Genomic DNA, 13,692 nt, shown 5'->3' with positions numbered 1-13,692 from the left:
AGCTCCTCAGTAGACCCGCTCGCCACTTCGCCAGACGTTGTGAATGACCGGCAACTGACCTCTGGGCTCCACAAGCACAAGATCTGCCCGTTTGCCAGGTGCGATCAGGCCGCGGTCATGGAGATTGGCGGATCTTGCCGGGGTTGCCGTGACAGTGGCAATGGCTCGCGCCAGGTCGTAACTGTTGTCTTCCATGGCGGCAAGGCGAAAAGCCGCGTCCAGCATGCTGGCAGGGTAGTAATCCGATGACAGGATGTCGAGCACTCCGGCAGCAGCCAGGTCGGCGGCTGCAATGTTGCCGGAGTGGGAGCCGCCACGAACGATGTTGGGCGCGCCCATTAATACCCGCAGTCCATGGTCGTGGGATGCTTTGGCCGCTTCCAGGGTGGTGGGAAACTCCGCAATACGCATGCCGAATTCCGCTGATTCCGTAACGTGGTCCAGGGTTGCATCATCATGGCTGGCCAGCGGGATTCCCCGGGCCTGGCAGATGGCAACGATGGCCTTGCGGTTGCGGTCGCTGTGCAGGAGGGCGGACTCCTTGCGTTTGCGGGTGAAGGTATCCATTTCGGAATCACTGAGGCCGTGCTTGCCCTGGTAATACTGCCGATACTTGTCTTCCCTCACAAACTGGCGCTGCCCAGGCGTGTGATCCATGACCGAGACAAGCTGGAGCAGGGAGTGGTCGGCCAGGCCCTCGAACAGCTGCAGGGTTTCGCCAAAACTGACTTCGCAGCGCAGGTGTAACAGGTGATCAGACCGCAACATTCCCGCCTTCCGGGTTTCGGCAAGGGCGTCAATGAGGGTTCTCAGATGAGCCAGGCGGTTGCTGTCATCGACAACGTCACCGACAGACAGCGCGTCGAACACGGTGGTAATGCCGGACGATACAATATGGGCATCGTGGGTCAGCACAGCCGGATGGCTGGGCCAGATCACACCCGGTCGCGGCGAAAAATGCTTTTCCAGATTGTCAGTATGCAGTTCCACCAGCCCCGGGATCAGGTAGGCCCCCTGGCAGTCGAGGGCTCCGGTTATGGAAGTGTTGCCCCGCTCCAGAGTGCTGATCAACCCATTCCGGACCTTGAGGGTACCGGTAAAGACCTCCTTTTCCGTGACGATGCGGGCATTGGTGAGCAGCAATTCATTGCTCTCAAGTTGCGGCCGCTCAAGGGTCAGGTCCATGGCGCTCATGCGGCTTCCTCCTTTGCAGGGCTGGTCAGGGGTATCCGGCGATCAGCGAGTTGGTCGCGGAGCCCGGCATCGTGGAAGATTCCTACAATCGCCGCGCCGCGTTCCCGGGCCTGCCGGATAAGCGACATCACCACAGCACAGTTGTCGGCATCCAGCGAGGCAGTGGGTTCGTCCAGCAGAAGGATGGGGTAGTCAACGACAAAGCCCCGGGCGATATTGACCCGTTGCTGCTCACCCCCGGAAAATGTCGAGGGCGCCAGGTGCCAGAGGGTTTCCGGTATGTTCAGCTGGCGCAGTAATCCGGAGGCTTTTTCACGGCAGGTATCCCGGTCGACGCCCTGGGCCCGCAGTGGTTCCATTACCACGTCAAGGGTGGATACCCTGGGAATCACCCGCAGGAACTGGCTGACATAACCCAGAGTTTGCCGCCGGATGGTGAGGATTTGCCTTGGTGTTGCCGTGACCAGGTCCACCAGCACGCCCTGGTGCCGAACATGGAGTTGGCCGGACTGGGGCTTGTAGTTGGCATAGAGCGAGCGCAGGAGGGTGCTCTTTCCGGAGCCGGAGCGGCCGTCGAGTACCACGCATTCGCCAGCGTTGACGTCGAAGGACACATCGGTGAGCACAGGATAGGAAACGCCGCCCTGGTTATGCAGGGTGAATCGTTTGTTCAGGTCAGTAACCTGGATCATGACTGTCATTACAGTTCTCCAGTTAGATCAGAGTGCGGTATCACGGGGTCAGTACCGAGGACACCAACAGCTGGCTATATGGGTGTTGGGGGTCGTCCAGGATCTGATCGGTGAGGCCCTGCTCAATCACCTTGCCACCACGCATGACCATGAGTCGGTGTGACAACAAGCGGGCGACGGCAAGGTCATGAGTGACCAGCACCACTGACAGGCCCAGGTCCACCACCAGGTTGCGAAGCATGTCCAGCAGGCGGGCCTGAACCGAGACATCCAGCCCGCCGGTGGGCTCATCCATGAACACCAGCCGCGGCCGAGTGACCAGGTTGCGGGCAATCTGCAGGCGCTGCTGCATGCCGCCGGAGAATGTGCGGGGCAGGTCATCGATGCGGGCGGTGTCGATCTCCACTTCACGCAACCAGGTTTCTCCCGTTGAGCGCAAGGTGCCGTAATGCCGCTCGCCGATGGCCATCAGCCGCTCACCGATGTTTGCGCCGGCGCTGACGCCCATGCGCAGGCCGTCCCGGGGGTGCTGGTGAACGATGCCCCAGTCCGTGCGCAACAGCAGTCGCCGCTGGCTTTCGGTAATACCATAGATGTCGAGTTTGTCGCCCTGCTTGCCGGTGTATTCGATCCGACCGGAGTCGGGCGTCAGCATCCCGGAGAGGCACTGCAGCAGAGTGGTCTTGCCGGACCCGGACTCGCCGACAATGCCCAGCACTTCGCCAGGCCAGAGTTCGAAGTCAACGCCGTCAACGCCCTTGCCGGGCGCGTAAAGTTTGCGCAGGTTGCTCACGGTCAGCAACGGCTCGGCCGGGTCCTCGTGAGATGCCGCCAATGCGGTGTTGGTCATACGGCCTCCTTACTCGCGCCAGTATTGAGGCGCTGGTTGCAATAGTCGGTATCAGAGCAGATGAAAATGCGCCCGCCTTCATCGTCGGTGACAACTTCATCGAGAAAGGAGTGGTCCGAACCGCAGAACTCGCAGGTCTGATCCCAACCCTGGATCTCGAAGGGGTGATCCTCGAAGTCCAGGCTTTCGACCCGGGTGAAGGGCGGAATCGCGTAGATGCGTTTTTCCCGGCCGGCGCCGAACAGCTGCAGGGCCGGGCTGCCATGCATCTTGGGATTGTCGAACTTGGGGATCGGTGAGGGGTCCATCACATAATGCCCGTTGACCTTGACTGGATAGGCATAGGTGGTGGCGATGTGCCCGAAGCGGGCAATGTCCTCATACAGTTTTACGTGCATCACCCCGTATTCCTGCAGGGCATGCATCTTCCGGGTTTCGGTTTCACGCGGCTCGATAAAGCGCAGGGGTTCCGGAATCGGCACCTGATAGACCAGGATCTGACCTGAGGAGAGTGGCGTTTCCGGTATCCGGTGACGGGTCTGGATGACACTGGCCTCACTCGTTGATTCGGTGGTAACGACGCCTGCGGTGCGGGCGAAAAAGCGCCGGATGCTGACGGCATTGGTGGTGTCGTCTGCGCCCTGGTCAATCACTTTCAGGGCGTCGTCGCTACCGATCACAGTGGCGGTAACCTGCATGCCACCGGTGCCCCAGCCGTAGGGCAAGGGCATCTCGCGGCCACCAAAGGGCACCTGATAGCCGGGCACGGCCACGGCTTTGAGCAGGCAGCGGCGAATCATCCGTTTGGTCTGCTCGTCGAGGTAAGCAAAGTTGTAGCCGGTGTTATCCGCCCGGGTGTCAGTGTGCTGGTTAAGGGATGCTGTGGTCATGCCTGGTTAGCCTCCCGGAGTTGCTGGGTATTCTCGTTGGGTTCGTCACTGAGACCGGGTTCAGCTGTCGGTTCGGCATGTGGGCCCTGGCCACCTGATTTGCGTTCTTCGAACTCTTTGCGCAGCCGTCGCAACAACACCAGCTCGGACTGGAAATCCACGTAGTGGGGCAGTTTCAGGTGAGAGACAAAACCCGAGGAGTCCAGGTTATCGCAGTGGGCGAGCACGAATTCCTCGTCCTGGGCCGGCGAGACCACATCCTCGCCAAGCTCCCGTGCCCGCAGTGCCCGATCCACCAGCGCCATGGCCAGCGCCTTGCGCTCGGAGTTGCCAAACGCCAGGCCGTAGCCACGGGTGAAGCGTGGGGCTTCGGTTTCCGTGCCACTGAACTGGTTGATCATGTCGCATTCGGTCACCCGGATATCCCCGGCGATCACGGGGAAGCCCAGTTCTTCCGGCGCAATTTCCACAGCCACTTCGCCCTGGCGGATCTCACCGGCAAAGGGATGATTGCGGCCGTACCCACGTTGGGTGGAATAGGCCAGTGCCAGGAGGAAGCCCTCGTCGCCACGGGCCAGGGCCTGGAGGCGCAGATCCCGGTTAGCGGGGTAATCCAGCGGTTGGCGGGTGAGATCGGACGGTTCTTCGGTTTCCACGGACTCGCGTTCAATCAGCCCCTCACTGTTGAGGAAATCCAGCACCCGCGGGCAATCTCCCACCGTCTCGTCCGCCGGCGGTGTTGTCGGGCGCTCGCCATTGGCCAGTAGGGTAAAGTCCAATAATCTGTGGGTGTAGTCGTAAGTGGGGCCGAGTACCTGGCCGCCGGGCAGATCCTTATAGGCGGCCGAGATGCGGCGACGGATGGCCATCTTGTTGGTTTCTACCGGGCAGGACGCCAGAAAACGCGGCAGCGTGGTGCGGTAGGCCCGCAGCAGGAATATGGCTTCGATAACATCGCCACTGGCTTGTTTGAGCGCCAGTGCCGCGAGTTCCGGATCGTAGAGCGAGCCCTCGGTCATCACCCGATCCACCGCCAGCCCCATCTGCTCGCGAATCTGGGCAACGCTCAGTTCAGGTAGGGAGGTGTCGCCGCGACGTGTTTCGTCGAGCCAGCTATGAGCCTGGTCGATGGCTTTTTCGCCACCTTTGACAGCTACGTACATGGTTATATCTCCACTCGGGTGGTGCGTGGCAGACCCATCAGGCCAGTTCCCGCGGTGAACAGAAGGTCGACGCCACAGGGAAAGCGACGGCGGTTATCGCTGAGCATGGCTGGCCAGCGCGCGTCCAGACCGGCGATTCCGACCTTGCGCATGCCGTCAATTCCGGGGCCGCTCAGGGTCCAGTTGGCGGTTGCGTCCAGGCTTTCCACCTGGACGATCAACGTGGTGGAGCGGTCCGGGTATTCATGGCTCCCCTGGGCAAACTGACTCAGGTCGTCGTCAAAATCCGGTGATGTCAGGGCGAACTCGGCCTGCTCCGGCTGGTCCACAATCCGGCAGCCGCAGTGAAAGCGAAGCGCACTCACCAGGGCATCGGTCCGCAGTGGCGGGGCAATCCACAAGGGGGTTTCCGCATCCAGTAGTGCCAGGCACAGCTGATAGGAGGCGATGTTTATGCGCTCGGGCGCGTCGCTCACGGGAACGGTTTGCAGCGTCCCGGGCTCTGAGAGCGCGGTGAGTGCACGACGAAACACCTGTTGGGACTGCTGGACCGGATCGTCGAACCCGGCGCAGAGCCCGGCCAGTGAGAGGGCTGACGTCACAGATGGCCGACTCTCGTTGTTCGTAGTCATTGGCTAGCTCCCTCTGACCATGGTCATGAAGTTCACTTTGGTGGCGGCAGCTTTGCGGGAGACCTGCTCACGGCGTGCCATCCATTGTTTGTAAAGCGGCTGGATCAGGGCAGGACCGTGCTGGCGGCTGTCTTCCTGCATCAGGCCGTCGAACAGCGCCGCCAGTTCAGCGTGACGCCGGCTGCGGCCAGTGACATAGCCAAAGCCCTGAACGCCGGCATTCAGCTCCACCACACATCGGGTTAGCGTGACTTCGCCCAGGTTAAACGGCGAACCCGTACCGCCGGCACGGCCACGCACCATGGCCATACCGATTTCCGGTTTGCGCAGGTGGCGGTACTCAGGTCGGTGTGAGAGGTTTTGCCAGTAGGATTCAAGATCGCTCAGGTCAGCCCTTGCCAGGACCGACATCCAGAATTGACGGTCGGTGATCTCCGGGGTGGCATCGGTCATGGGCTGGGTTCTCCCGTAGGTAAATCGGTGATCCGGGGCTGGATCCTGAACTCGAAACAGTCCGCGCGGCCGCGGGAGATGCTGTACTCGAGCACCTCGTCCGTGCCGGCGCGAACATTGTTGGACTTCACTACCAGCACCGGCATGTGTCTGGGATATTGCAGAAAATCCGCTTCCCGTTGGTTGGGCAGGGTTGCGCTGATCAAGGCCTGCTTGCGGAGCAGTTTGATCCCGTGGTGCTCTTCGATATGGGCATGCAGGGAACCGCCGCGATAATTGAGCTCTAGGCCGGGAAACGCCTCTCGCCGCAGGTAGTGACTGATCAGGTTGGCCGGCTTTCCATCCACACTGCGCAGGGTGTCCACTTGCAGGATGGGTGTACCGGCGGGCATACCGCTTGCGCGTGAAAAACGCTCGTCGGCGAACAGCACACGGCGGCTAATGACTTCACTGAACGTTGCATGGCCCAGGGCTTCCAGGGCTTCGCTAAAGCGCGCCCGAGCGCCGATGTTGTACTCCAGCGCATGCTCGACCACCAGGGTTCCCTTGCCCCGCTGGCGTAGCAACATGCCGGCCTCCACCAGTTGATCTACCGCCCGGCGCAGGGTATGGCGGTTGATCGAGAAGCGCCTCGCCAGCTCAGCCTCGGATGGCAGGTAATCTCCGCAAGCCAGGTTTTGGCGGATCTCCTGCTCCAGAGTCTGTGCAACGTCTTCGTATACGGCCATCGGTTTTCCTCTTGTCTAGACAACTTGGCAGATTAAAAACCCCGCCTGGGCGGGTTCCCGGAGGTGTCAGGCCGGGTAAGAAACAGAGCAACCTCAGATAAAGCGTTTGCGAATCCACTGGGACGCGATATCCAGTGAGGTCACCACCACAATAATGATGATCATCACTGCGCAGGTCTGAGCGAACTGGAACCCGCGCATGCTTTCCCAGAGAATGACGCCGATGCCGCCGGCGCCCACCATGCCGACCACGGTGGCGGAGCGGACATTGGATTCGAACCGGTACAGCGAGTAGGAGATCCACAGCGGCAGAACCTGAGGGATGACGCCGTAAATAATTTCCTGAAGCCCGCTGGCGCCAGTGGCGCGAACGCCTTCTACCGGCCCCGGGTCAATGGCCTCCACCGCCTCGGAGAACAGTTTTGCCAGAACCCCCGTTGTGTGGATGAACAGCGCCATTACCCCGGCAAAAGGGCCCAGCCCCACGGCCACCACAAACAGCATGGCGAAGACCATTTCGTTGATGGCGCGGAACGAATCCATCAGTCGCCGGACCGGCTGGCAGACCCACCAGGGCACCAGGTTTTCCGAAGACATGATTCCGAAGGGGATGGCCAGAATGACTGCCATCACGGTTCCCCAGATGGCGATCTGGACAGTGGTGACCATCTCGCTCAGGTAGAGCCGCCAATCATGGAAGTTCGGTGGAAAGAAATCGGCGGCAAACACGGCCATGTTATTGCCGTCGGCAAACAGGGCAGCCGGATTCATTTCCGCGCCGCCCCAGGACCAGGCCAGCACTGCGCCGGCTATGCCCCAGCCCAGCAAACTCGTCCAGTTTCGCGACAGCAGGTTGTTTTGACCGTCGGAAAGGTTTGAATGTGTCGATGCGCTCTGCATGAGAGTTGCCTGTGGCCTTTACGTCTGGAATGGCTGTGATGCCCCCGGTGCACAGAGGGCTGGCCTTTTTGGCCAGCCCGGAGGCTCTTTAGTCAGACTCTTTGCGGGCTGCGTCGAGGGCCGCAAGGCGGCGATCCAGGCCGGCCAGTTGGGCTTCGATTTCAGCCAGCTTCTGGCTCTTTTCCTGCGCTGAATAGTTGTCGTCGTTCTCAATGGACGCTTTCTGTTTGAACAGCTCGAGCTGACGAATGGGGATCAGCTGGTCGTTGCTGGAAGCGCGGAATGGTGCCCATTGCAGGTCGGCCAGGATTTTCAGCTCTTTTTCATCGCCGGTGGTGCCGTAGCTCATCAGGAAGTCATAGACTTTCTGCTTGGTTTGCGCGGGCAGGTTCTTGCGCCATACCAGCGGGTCGGATGGAATCAGCGGTGATTTCCAGATCACTTTCAGGTTGTCGGCTTTGTCCGGGAAGTTGATCTGCAGACGCTCCATGCTCTCGGTATTGAAGGTGGCCACGTCTACCTGCTTGTTGGCCACGGCCATGGCGTTTGTTTCGTGGCTGGAGTTCAGGGTGCGTTTGAAGGCTTCCTTCGGGGTCACGCCGTTTTTCGCGAAGATGTAGTAGCTCGGCACCAGGAAACCGGACGTGGAGTTGGGATCGCCGTTACCGAAGGTGAGGTCTTTGGCGTTGGCGAGCACATCCTCAACGGTGTTCAGGTGGGTGCTGTCCTTGTGAACGATCATCAGGCTCCAGTAGCCGGGGGAGCCATCGGCCGCCACGGTCTGAACCACAACCTCGCCACCGGCACGGTCGACCGCTTCCATGGCGGACTTGTTGCCGTACCAGGCAATGTCGACCTTGTCGAAACGCATGCCCTGGATGATGCCGGCGTAGTCCGGAGCGAAGAAACCTTTCACCTCCATGTCCAGCTTGGCTGACATGTCCTCGAGGAACGGTTCCCAGACGTTTTTCAGGTTGCTGGAGGATTCGGTCGAAATGATGCCGAAATTGAGGGTCTTCTGCTCTTCTGCCTGAACGCCGGTTGCGCTGACGGTGACCGCGGCAGCCAGAGTAAGGCGGGTAATCCATTGCTTGATCATGGTTGTTTCCTCAGTTTTAGGGGTTGGCAAACGTGCCGGGCAGTTCTCCGGGTCAGCTGGCGGGTGCCAGGGCAAACCCTTTGGCGGCTTTGGGTATCTTTCTTTTCTTGACCGGTTCGCCATCAACATCGAACGAGGTGGTGCCGTAAATGCTGGCTAACAGGGCTGGCGTCAGGTTTTCCGAGGGGCCGTCATACACGATTTCGCCAGCTTTCAGTGCCACCGCACGGCGACAGAACTCGCGGGCATAGTCCACCTGATGAAGTGTCACCACGACGGTGCGACCATCCTGATTGTTGATGTCAGCAAGGATTTCCATCACCCGCCGGGCCGATTCAGGATCGAGTGAAGCAATGGGCTCGTCGGCAAGAATCACTTCGGCTTTCTGGGTCAGCGTGCGGGCGATTGCAACGCGCTGTTGCTGCCCACCAGACAGGCAGGACGCCCGCTGGTTTGCCTTGGCATCCATTCCGACACGGTTCAGACATTTCAGTGCCAGAGCCTTTTCCTCGGCAGTGAACAGACCGAGACAGCCCCGCCAACCGGGTACGCGACCCAATGCGCCGGCCAGTACGTTGGTCATGACCTTCATGCGACCGACAAGGTTGAACTGCTGGAAGATATAGCCGATTCGTGCCCGGGTTTTGCGGACATCCGCAGACAGTCGACCTTTGCATTGCACGGGCTGCCCCAGTACGCGAACTTCGCCGCTGTCGGCATCGCCACAGCTCAGACCTGCGAGATGACGAAGGAGTGTCGATTTGCCGGACCCGGAGGGGCCAATGAGGGCTACCATTTCGCCGGATTCAATAGAGAGGCTGATGTTCTTGAGGGCTTTATCATTGGCTTTGTTTTTGCCAAATGTCTTTGACAAGCCTTGAATCTGAATCTCGGGCTCCATGAAGCGCCTCCACTGTCGTGTTTTCAACTTGTATAGACAGTGTCTGTTGCAGGTGTGACCGTTCGATGTCGCTCAGGTGACAGGCAGTTGAAGGTTTAAAGACGAGAACGTGAAACTGAGGAGGGGGAGGCCCAGGCGCCCAGTATCAGCAGGTGAGCGCCAGCGCGGCTTCGTTCACAGATCCACCCGATCACCGTCGTGGGCAATCCCGATCGTTGCTGGCAACTCGGGATTCGTGCTCAGCCGCCAGTTATCCAGCTCGTGGCTGAGGTGAATCAGCCATGCCCGATCGGGACCCACGGCGTCAATGCAATCCAGGGCCAGGGTCCAGTCGTTGTGGCCTCTAGGTTGATCGCAGGGCGGAAACGAGCAGTCGATGGCCAGCCCTGCAGGCTTCACAGTCTGTAAAAAACTCCGGGATTCCCGGGGTAGGCCGCGAGTGTCGGTCAGGTAGGCGAAAGCAGGTCCGTTCAAAAGCTCGAAGACATAGCCAAAAGTGGGTTTCGAGTGAATCAACGGTACCGGGGTGATCTTTAATGGTCCGATTTGAAATGCGGAAAACGCCTTTTGAGGGCGGAAATTCAGTATGCCGGGGTGGCGGAAAAGATCTGCGCAACCTTCAGGGTCGGGTGGAATAAACACCGGGATGCTTGGTGCTTTGCCCCAGCGCAGGTGAAACAGCCCTTGTACATGGTCTGGGTGAAAATGCGTCAGCACGATGGCATCAAGCTCGCCCGGGGCAAAGCGTTTATGTAAATCCATCAGGCCGCCGTCAATCAGAATGCGGGTGGCTCCGGATTCGATCAGGGCCGAGCAGGGCTCTCGTGCAAAGGCAGGGTTTTTTCTGGCGGTTGTACAGGCGGCGCATTCGCAGCCGAAAAGTGGTATGCCACCGGCAGCTCCTGTTCCGAGGAAGGTGATGCGCATGGGTTGCTTCCAGTAAGTGTGCCATCCGGGTGTGTTTCAGAGGTTTGCACAGAATTGTATTCGGATGTTAACTGGCAAGGGTTAAGCCAATGTGACAGGCCCAGATCATTTCACCCTCGGGGCTGAACGCAAAAGGAGGTGACCGTGCGCGTCGCCATTACCGATCAACTGAACCGCGGTCTGGGACTGCTACGTTCCCTGGTTATATATCGACGCCCTGGGCGCCAGAGGTCTTTACGCCGACTCTACAGTGAATTCATCCGGCCCGGGGACCTGGCATTTGACATCGGCGCCCATCTGGGGGACCGCAGCTCTGCGTTTGCCGAGTTGGGGGCGCGGGTAGTGGCGTTGGAGCCACAACCACAATTGCTGCGCTGGTTAAGGCGGCTGACGCGGCATCAGCCGGAAATAGTGTGCCTGCCACTGGCGGCGGGGCGGGCCCAGGGCAACGCCGAACTGGCGCTGAGCTTGCGTCATCCCACTGTGGCCTCACTGGACAGCCGCTGGCGCGAACACCTGCGTACAACAACTGCCGGTTTCCGGCACGTGCGCTGGAAGGACTCGGTCACCGTGACGGTTACCACCCTGGACGATCTGATACGTCAATTTGGCCAGCCCAGCTTCTGCAAGATCGATGTGGAAGGCTTTGAGGTGGAGGTGCTGGCGGGGTTGAGCCAGCCGCTGCCGGCACTGTCTTTCGAATTCGTGAACGGCAGCTTGGATCAGGCAGTGCGATGCCTGGAGGAAATGGAGCGGCTGGGCCGGCACGAGTTCAATGTTATTGCCGGCGAGCAACGCCGGTTTATCTGGTCTTCATGGCAGGCTCCGGAGTCGCTCAGGCAATGGCTTGATGCGGGAGCTGAGGGAATCGCCTCGGGGGATATTTATGCCCGGCTCGTCACCTCAGCGCCGAAGCGATAGGGAATGACGTGGAGGGGAAGCGGATGTCTCAGATTCAGAAATACCCCGCAGGGTGGGCGGGTACTGCACCGGGTTTTCTCGGCTGACCGCTACGCCAGGCGGATCCTATAACGGAGAATGCCAGCATCCTCTTCGCGAACCCACTCAATCCTGTGACCAGTGAGTTCACACAATACCTGTAAGTCCCGGCGGCCGCTGGGGTCGTCGGTGAGAAACTCGACCTGCGTGCCGCCAGGCAGATCCCGGGTGCGTTTTTTCAGGCGCAGAATGGGCAGGGGGCACACCAGACCGACAGCATCAATCTGGTATACCTCCTGATGTGCTTCTGATTGATGATCAGTCAAGCCGCACGCTCTCACTGCTGTATTGCTCGGCTGAAGACCACCCGAACTGATTCAGAACGACCGGGGCGAGGGCGGCGATCACCAAGGCTGCGATAAATCCGGCAATCATGACTTTCACGATGATTCTCCCTTGTCCTGTTTGCCCAGACGCTCTTCCACCCACAGATCGTGGTGTTGGCGAGCCCATTCCAGATCAACCTGACCGTTGCCCATGGCATCGAAGGCACCTTCCATACCGACGGTGCCGATGTAGATGTGTGCGATTATGGCCACCATCATCGCGAAGGCAATAATCGAGTGCCAGAGGTTGGCATACTGCATCTCTTCGTGGGGCGCCAGGGCGGTCGGGAAATCGGTTCCCAGAATGCTGTTCATGACCTCAAAAGTCCCGGCGAACATGGGCATCTCAAAGGGAAACAACAGCGACAGACCCGACAGGGAGACTGATAGGCCCAGTATCATCACGGTCCAGAAAACAATCTTCTGGCCGGCGTTGAACTTTTTCGATGAAGGGTGGGAGTTGGTAAAGATACCGCCCCCCGCCTTAAGCCACTGCCAGTCCAGTTTGTTGGGAATGTTGTGTGCCACCCACATGACGAATGTCATCACCAGCCCCAACATGAAGGCCCAGGCAATGTTATTGTGCAGCCACTTGGAGCCAACCGCCAGTGTGGAAAAGGCTTCCTGCCCTATCACAGGGATCAGGAAACTGCGTCCCATGAGGGTGATCAGCCCCGTGAGGGCCAGCGCGATGAACGAGCCAGCCAACAACCAGTGGCCAAAGCGCTCGATGGCCTTGAACCGCTCGATCTTGGTGCCCGAAGGGCCGCCGTCGATCCTGATCTTGCCGCGAATAAAGTAGAACACCACCAGCAGTAGCACAAAGCCCAGGATGGCGCCGCCGCCATAGGTTATGACTGGTCCTTCCCGTAACTGGTACCAGGGCATGCCTCCGTCCTGGATCAGGACGTCAACCGCAGGCCCGCTGACCTCTGTGCTGAGGTCAATCTCGTTGTAGCGGACACCTCGCCAGCTGTCAGCCTGAGAGCGTCCACCAAGAGTGCCCAGTTGCTCACTGATCGGAGCAGCGTTGGCGGGGTCACCAGTGTTTTCTGACCGGAACGACTCGTCAACTTCCAGTTGCTTCTGACGGGCCATGATATCTTCCAGGGTCTGAGCACCCCCGGTACTTGTCCGATCAACCTCAGGGGCATCTTGTGCCCAGGCAGGGTTGAGCATCAGTGTCGTCAGTGCAAAGACGACGGCACCGAATATCTTAAAATTCATGAGAGCACTCCAACGGAATCAACAGAAAGAACTCGTTGCCTCAATGAATTCCGGGGCCCAAGGGCCCCGGAACGATCAGGCCGATCTAAGCGCCCTTCTTCTGGTAGGCTGTGCCCCATCCCCAGGCGCCTGAACCGAAACCCCGGTTCACCACGCGCTGGCGATAGATATCGGCCACGTCGTTGCCATCACCGGCCAACAGCGCTTTGGTCGAGCACATTTCCGCACAGATCGGCAGTTTGCCCTCCGCTATACGGTTGCGACCGTATTTGTTGAATTCGGCTGTCGAATTGTCTTCCTCAGGACCCCCTGCACAGAACGTGCATTTGTCCATCTTGCCCCGGCTGCCAAAGTTGCCCGCCTGGGGAAACTGGGGCGCGCCGAAGGGGCAAGCGTAGAAGCAATACCCACAACCAATACACAGATCCTTGGAATGCAATACGATTCCGTCTTCGGTCTGGTAGAAGCAGTCCGTTGGACAGACGGCCATACAGGGCGCGTCTGAACAGTGCATGCAGGCAACCGAGATCGAACGCTCGCCAGGTTTACCATCTTCGATGGTCACCACACGTCGACGGTTGATACCCCAGGGGACCTCATGTTCATTCTTACAGGCTGTTACGCAGGCATTACATTCAATGCAGCGCTCGGCATCGCAAAGAAACTTTGCTCGTGCTTGTCCTTCAAGTGCCATGTTGTACACCTCTTATT

The 13,692-nt window shown here is 59.5% G+C and carries 17 protein-coding genes; 1 reads left to right on the top strand and 16 read right to left on the bottom strand.

The window, feature by feature from the left end; translation table 11 throughout:
- Positions 1 to 6: 6 nt before the first annotated feature.
- From QPM17_RS11140 to phnP, 12 genes are all read right to left on the bottom strand, one after another.
- Positions 7 to 1,194 carry an alpha-D-ribose 1-methylphosphonate 5-triphosphate diphosphatase gene (locus QPM17_RS11140; RefSeq protein ID WP_285390807.1) on the bottom strand — a complete coding sequence of 396 codons (1,188 nt, stop codon included), beginning with the start codon at positions 1,192 to 1,194 and terminating at the stop codon, positions 7 to 9.
- On the bottom strand, positions 1,191 to 1,895 hold the full coding sequence (phnL, locus tag QPM17_RS11135; protein ID WP_285390806.1) for a phosphonate C-P lyase system protein PhnL: 705 nt from the start codon (positions 1,893 to 1,895) through the stop codon (positions 1,191 to 1,193). Before phnL ends, QPM17_RS11140 begins: the two co-directional genes overlap by 4 nt.
- A gap of 31 nt (positions 1,896 to 1,926) precedes the next feature.
- Positions 1,927 to 2,736 (bottom strand): phosphonate C-P lyase system protein PhnK, encoded by an 810-nt coding sequence (phnK, locus tag QPM17_RS11130; RefSeq protein ID WP_285390805.1) that lies wholly within the window; start codon positions 2,734 to 2,736, stop codon positions 1,927 to 1,929.
- Positions 2,733 to 3,626, bottom strand: coding sequence for an alpha-D-ribose 1-methylphosphonate 5-phosphate C-P-lyase PhnJ (locus QPM17_RS11125; protein ID WP_285390804.1), 894 nt, complete (start codon positions 3,624 to 3,626; stop codon positions 2,733 to 2,735). The genes phnK and QPM17_RS11125 overlap by 4 nt, the downstream gene beginning before the upstream one ends.
- Positions 3,623 to 4,789, bottom strand: a complete 1,167-nt coding sequence (locus QPM17_RS11120) for a carbon-phosphorus lyase complex subunit (protein WP_285390803.1) — start codon at positions 4,787 to 4,789, stop codon at positions 3,623 to 3,625. Before QPM17_RS11120 ends, QPM17_RS11125 begins: the two co-directional genes overlap by 4 nt.
- 2 nt (positions 4,790 to 4,791) lie before the next feature.
- Positions 4,792 to 5,421, bottom strand: a complete 630-nt coding sequence (gene phnH / locus QPM17_RS11115) for a phosphonate C-P lyase system protein PhnH (protein WP_285390802.1) — start codon at positions 5,419 to 5,421, stop codon at positions 4,792 to 4,794.
- A gap of 3 nt (positions 5,422 to 5,424) precedes the next feature.
- Positions 5,425 to 5,874 carry a phosphonate C-P lyase system protein PhnG gene (gene phnG, locus QPM17_RS11110; RefSeq protein WP_285390801.1) on the bottom strand — a complete coding sequence of 150 codons (450 nt, stop codon included), beginning with the start codon at positions 5,872 to 5,874 and terminating at the stop codon, positions 5,425 to 5,427.
- Complete coding sequence (gene phnF, locus QPM17_RS11105) at positions 5,871 to 6,602, bottom strand: phosphonate metabolism transcriptional regulator PhnF (protein ID WP_285390799.1); 732 nt, start codon at positions 6,600 to 6,602, stop codon at positions 5,871 to 5,873. The genes phnG and phnF overlap by 4 nt, the downstream gene beginning before the upstream one ends.
- A 93-nt stretch (positions 6,603 to 6,695) precedes the next feature.
- Entirely contained in the window at positions 6,696 to 7,502 is an 807-nt protein-coding gene (gene phnE / locus QPM17_RS11100) for a phosphonate ABC transporter, permease protein PhnE (protein ID WP_285390798.1), read from the bottom strand.
- Positions 7,503 to 7,590: 88 nt separating this feature from the next.
- Positions 7,591 to 8,601, bottom strand: coding sequence for a phosphonate ABC transporter substrate-binding protein (phnD, locus tag QPM17_RS11095; protein ID WP_285390797.1), 1,011 nt, complete (start codon positions 8,599 to 8,601; stop codon positions 7,591 to 7,593).
- 52 nt (positions 8,602 to 8,653) lie between these two features.
- Positions 8,654 to 9,502, bottom strand: coding sequence for a phosphonate ABC transporter ATP-binding protein (gene phnC, locus QPM17_RS11090; protein ID WP_285390796.1), 849 nt, complete (start codon positions 9,500 to 9,502; stop codon positions 8,654 to 8,656).
- 174 nt (positions 9,503 to 9,676) lie between these two features.
- Positions 9,677 to 10,429: a phosphonate metabolism protein PhnP gene (gene phnP, locus QPM17_RS11085; RefSeq protein WP_285390795.1), complete on the bottom strand. Its 753-nt coding sequence runs from the start codon at positions 10,427 to 10,429 to the stop codon at positions 9,677 to 9,679.
- Between the two features lie 144 nt (positions 10,430 to 10,573).
- On the opposite strand from phnP, the gene QPM17_RS11080 reads away from it, so the two are divergent.
- Complete coding sequence (locus QPM17_RS11080; protein WP_285390794.1) at positions 10,574 to 11,350, top strand: FkbM family methyltransferase; 777 nt, start codon at positions 10,574 to 10,576, stop codon at positions 11,348 to 11,350.
- Between the two features lie 89 nt (positions 11,351 to 11,439).
- On the opposite strand, the gene QPM17_RS11075 is transcribed toward QPM17_RS11080, so the two are convergent.
- From QPM17_RS11075 to fdh3B, 4 genes are all read right to left on the bottom strand, one after another.
- Positions 11,440 to 11,694 (bottom strand): sulfurtransferase TusA family protein, encoded by a 255-nt coding sequence (locus QPM17_RS11075; protein ID WP_285390793.1) that lies wholly within the window; start codon positions 11,692 to 11,694, stop codon positions 11,440 to 11,442.
- Positions 11,687 to 11,812: a hypothetical protein gene (locus tag QPM17_RS11070; RefSeq protein ID WP_285391127.1), complete on the bottom strand. Its 126-nt coding sequence runs from the start codon at positions 11,810 to 11,812 to the stop codon at positions 11,687 to 11,689. The genes QPM17_RS11075 and QPM17_RS11070 overlap by 8 nt, the downstream gene beginning before the upstream one ends.
- Positions 11,809 to 12,981, bottom strand: a complete 1,173-nt coding sequence (locus QPM17_RS11065) for a formate dehydrogenase subunit gamma (RefSeq protein ID WP_285390792.1) — start codon at positions 12,979 to 12,981, stop codon at positions 11,809 to 11,811. The genes QPM17_RS11070 and QPM17_RS11065 overlap by 4 nt, the downstream gene beginning before the upstream one ends.
- Positions 12,982 to 13,066: 85 nt before the next feature.
- Positions 13,067 to 13,675, bottom strand: coding sequence for a formate dehydrogenase FDH3 subunit beta (gene fdh3B, locus QPM17_RS11060; RefSeq protein ID WP_285390791.1), 609 nt, complete (start codon positions 13,673 to 13,675; stop codon positions 13,067 to 13,069).
- Positions 13,676 to 13,692 lie beyond the last annotated feature (17 nt).

Source organism: Marinobacter azerbaijanicus (assembly GCF_030250645.1).
GTDB lineage: Bacteria > Pseudomonadota > Gammaproteobacteria > Pseudomonadales > Oleiphilaceae > Marinobacter > Marinobacter azerbaijanicus.
The sequence above is the reverse complement of the archived record's forward strand: the minus strand, read 5'-3'. Positions and strand labels throughout refer to the sequence as shown.

What these genes read in the sequence shown, in the direction of transcription:
- phnE (WP_285390798.1), bottom strand. Translation starts at nt 7,502, where the DNA reads ATGCAGAGCGCATCGACACATTCAAACCTTTCCGACGGTCAAAACAAC.
- QPM17_RS11065 (WP_285390792.1), bottom strand. Translation starts at nt 12,981, where the DNA reads ATGAATTTTAAGATATTCGGTGCCGTCGTCTTTGCACTGACGACACTG.
- phnG (WP_285390801.1), bottom strand. Translation starts at nt 5,874, where the DNA reads ATGACCGATGCCACCCCGGAGATCACCGACCGTCAATTCTGGATGTCG.
- phnL (WP_285390806.1), bottom strand. Translation starts at nt 1,895, where the DNA reads ATGACAGTCATGATCCAGGTTACTGACCTGAACAAACGATTCACCCTG.
- phnD (WP_285390797.1), bottom strand. Translation starts at nt 8,601, where the DNA reads ATGATCAAGCAATGGATTACCCGCCTTACTCTGGCTGCCGCGGTCACC.
- QPM17_RS11120 (WP_285390803.1), bottom strand. Translation starts at nt 4,789, where the DNA reads ATGTACGTAGCTGTCAAAGGTGGCGAAAAAGCCATCGACCAGGCTCAT.
- fdh3B (WP_285390791.1), bottom strand. Translation starts at nt 13,675, where the DNA reads ATGGCACTTGAAGGACAAGCACGAGCAAAGTTTCTTTGCGATGCCGAG.
- QPM17_RS11125 (WP_285390804.1), bottom strand. Translation starts at nt 3,626, where the DNA reads ATGACCACAGCATCCCTTAACCAGCACACTGACACCCGGGCGGATAAC.
- phnC (WP_285390796.1), bottom strand. Translation starts at nt 9,502, where the DNA reads ATGGAGCCCGAGATTCAGATTCAAGGCTTGTCAAAGACATTTGGCAAA.
- QPM17_RS11140 (WP_285390807.1), bottom strand. Translation starts at nt 1,194, where the DNA reads ATGAGCGCCATGGACCTGACCCTTGAGCGGCCGCAACTTGAGAGCAAT.
- phnK (WP_285390805.1), bottom strand. Translation starts at nt 2,736, where the DNA reads ATGACCAACACCGCATTGGCGGCATCTCACGAGGACCCGGCCGAGCCG.
- phnP (WP_285390795.1), bottom strand. Translation starts at nt 10,429, where the DNA reads ATGCGCATCACCTTCCTCGGAACAGGAGCTGCCGGTGGCATACCACTT.
- phnH (WP_285390802.1), bottom strand. Translation starts at nt 5,421, where the DNA reads ATGACTACGAACAACGAGAGTCGGCCATCTGTGACGTCAGCCCTCTCA.
- phnF (WP_285390799.1), bottom strand. Translation starts at nt 6,602, where the DNA reads ATGGCCGTATACGAAGACGTTGCACAGACTCTGGAGCAGGAGATCCGC.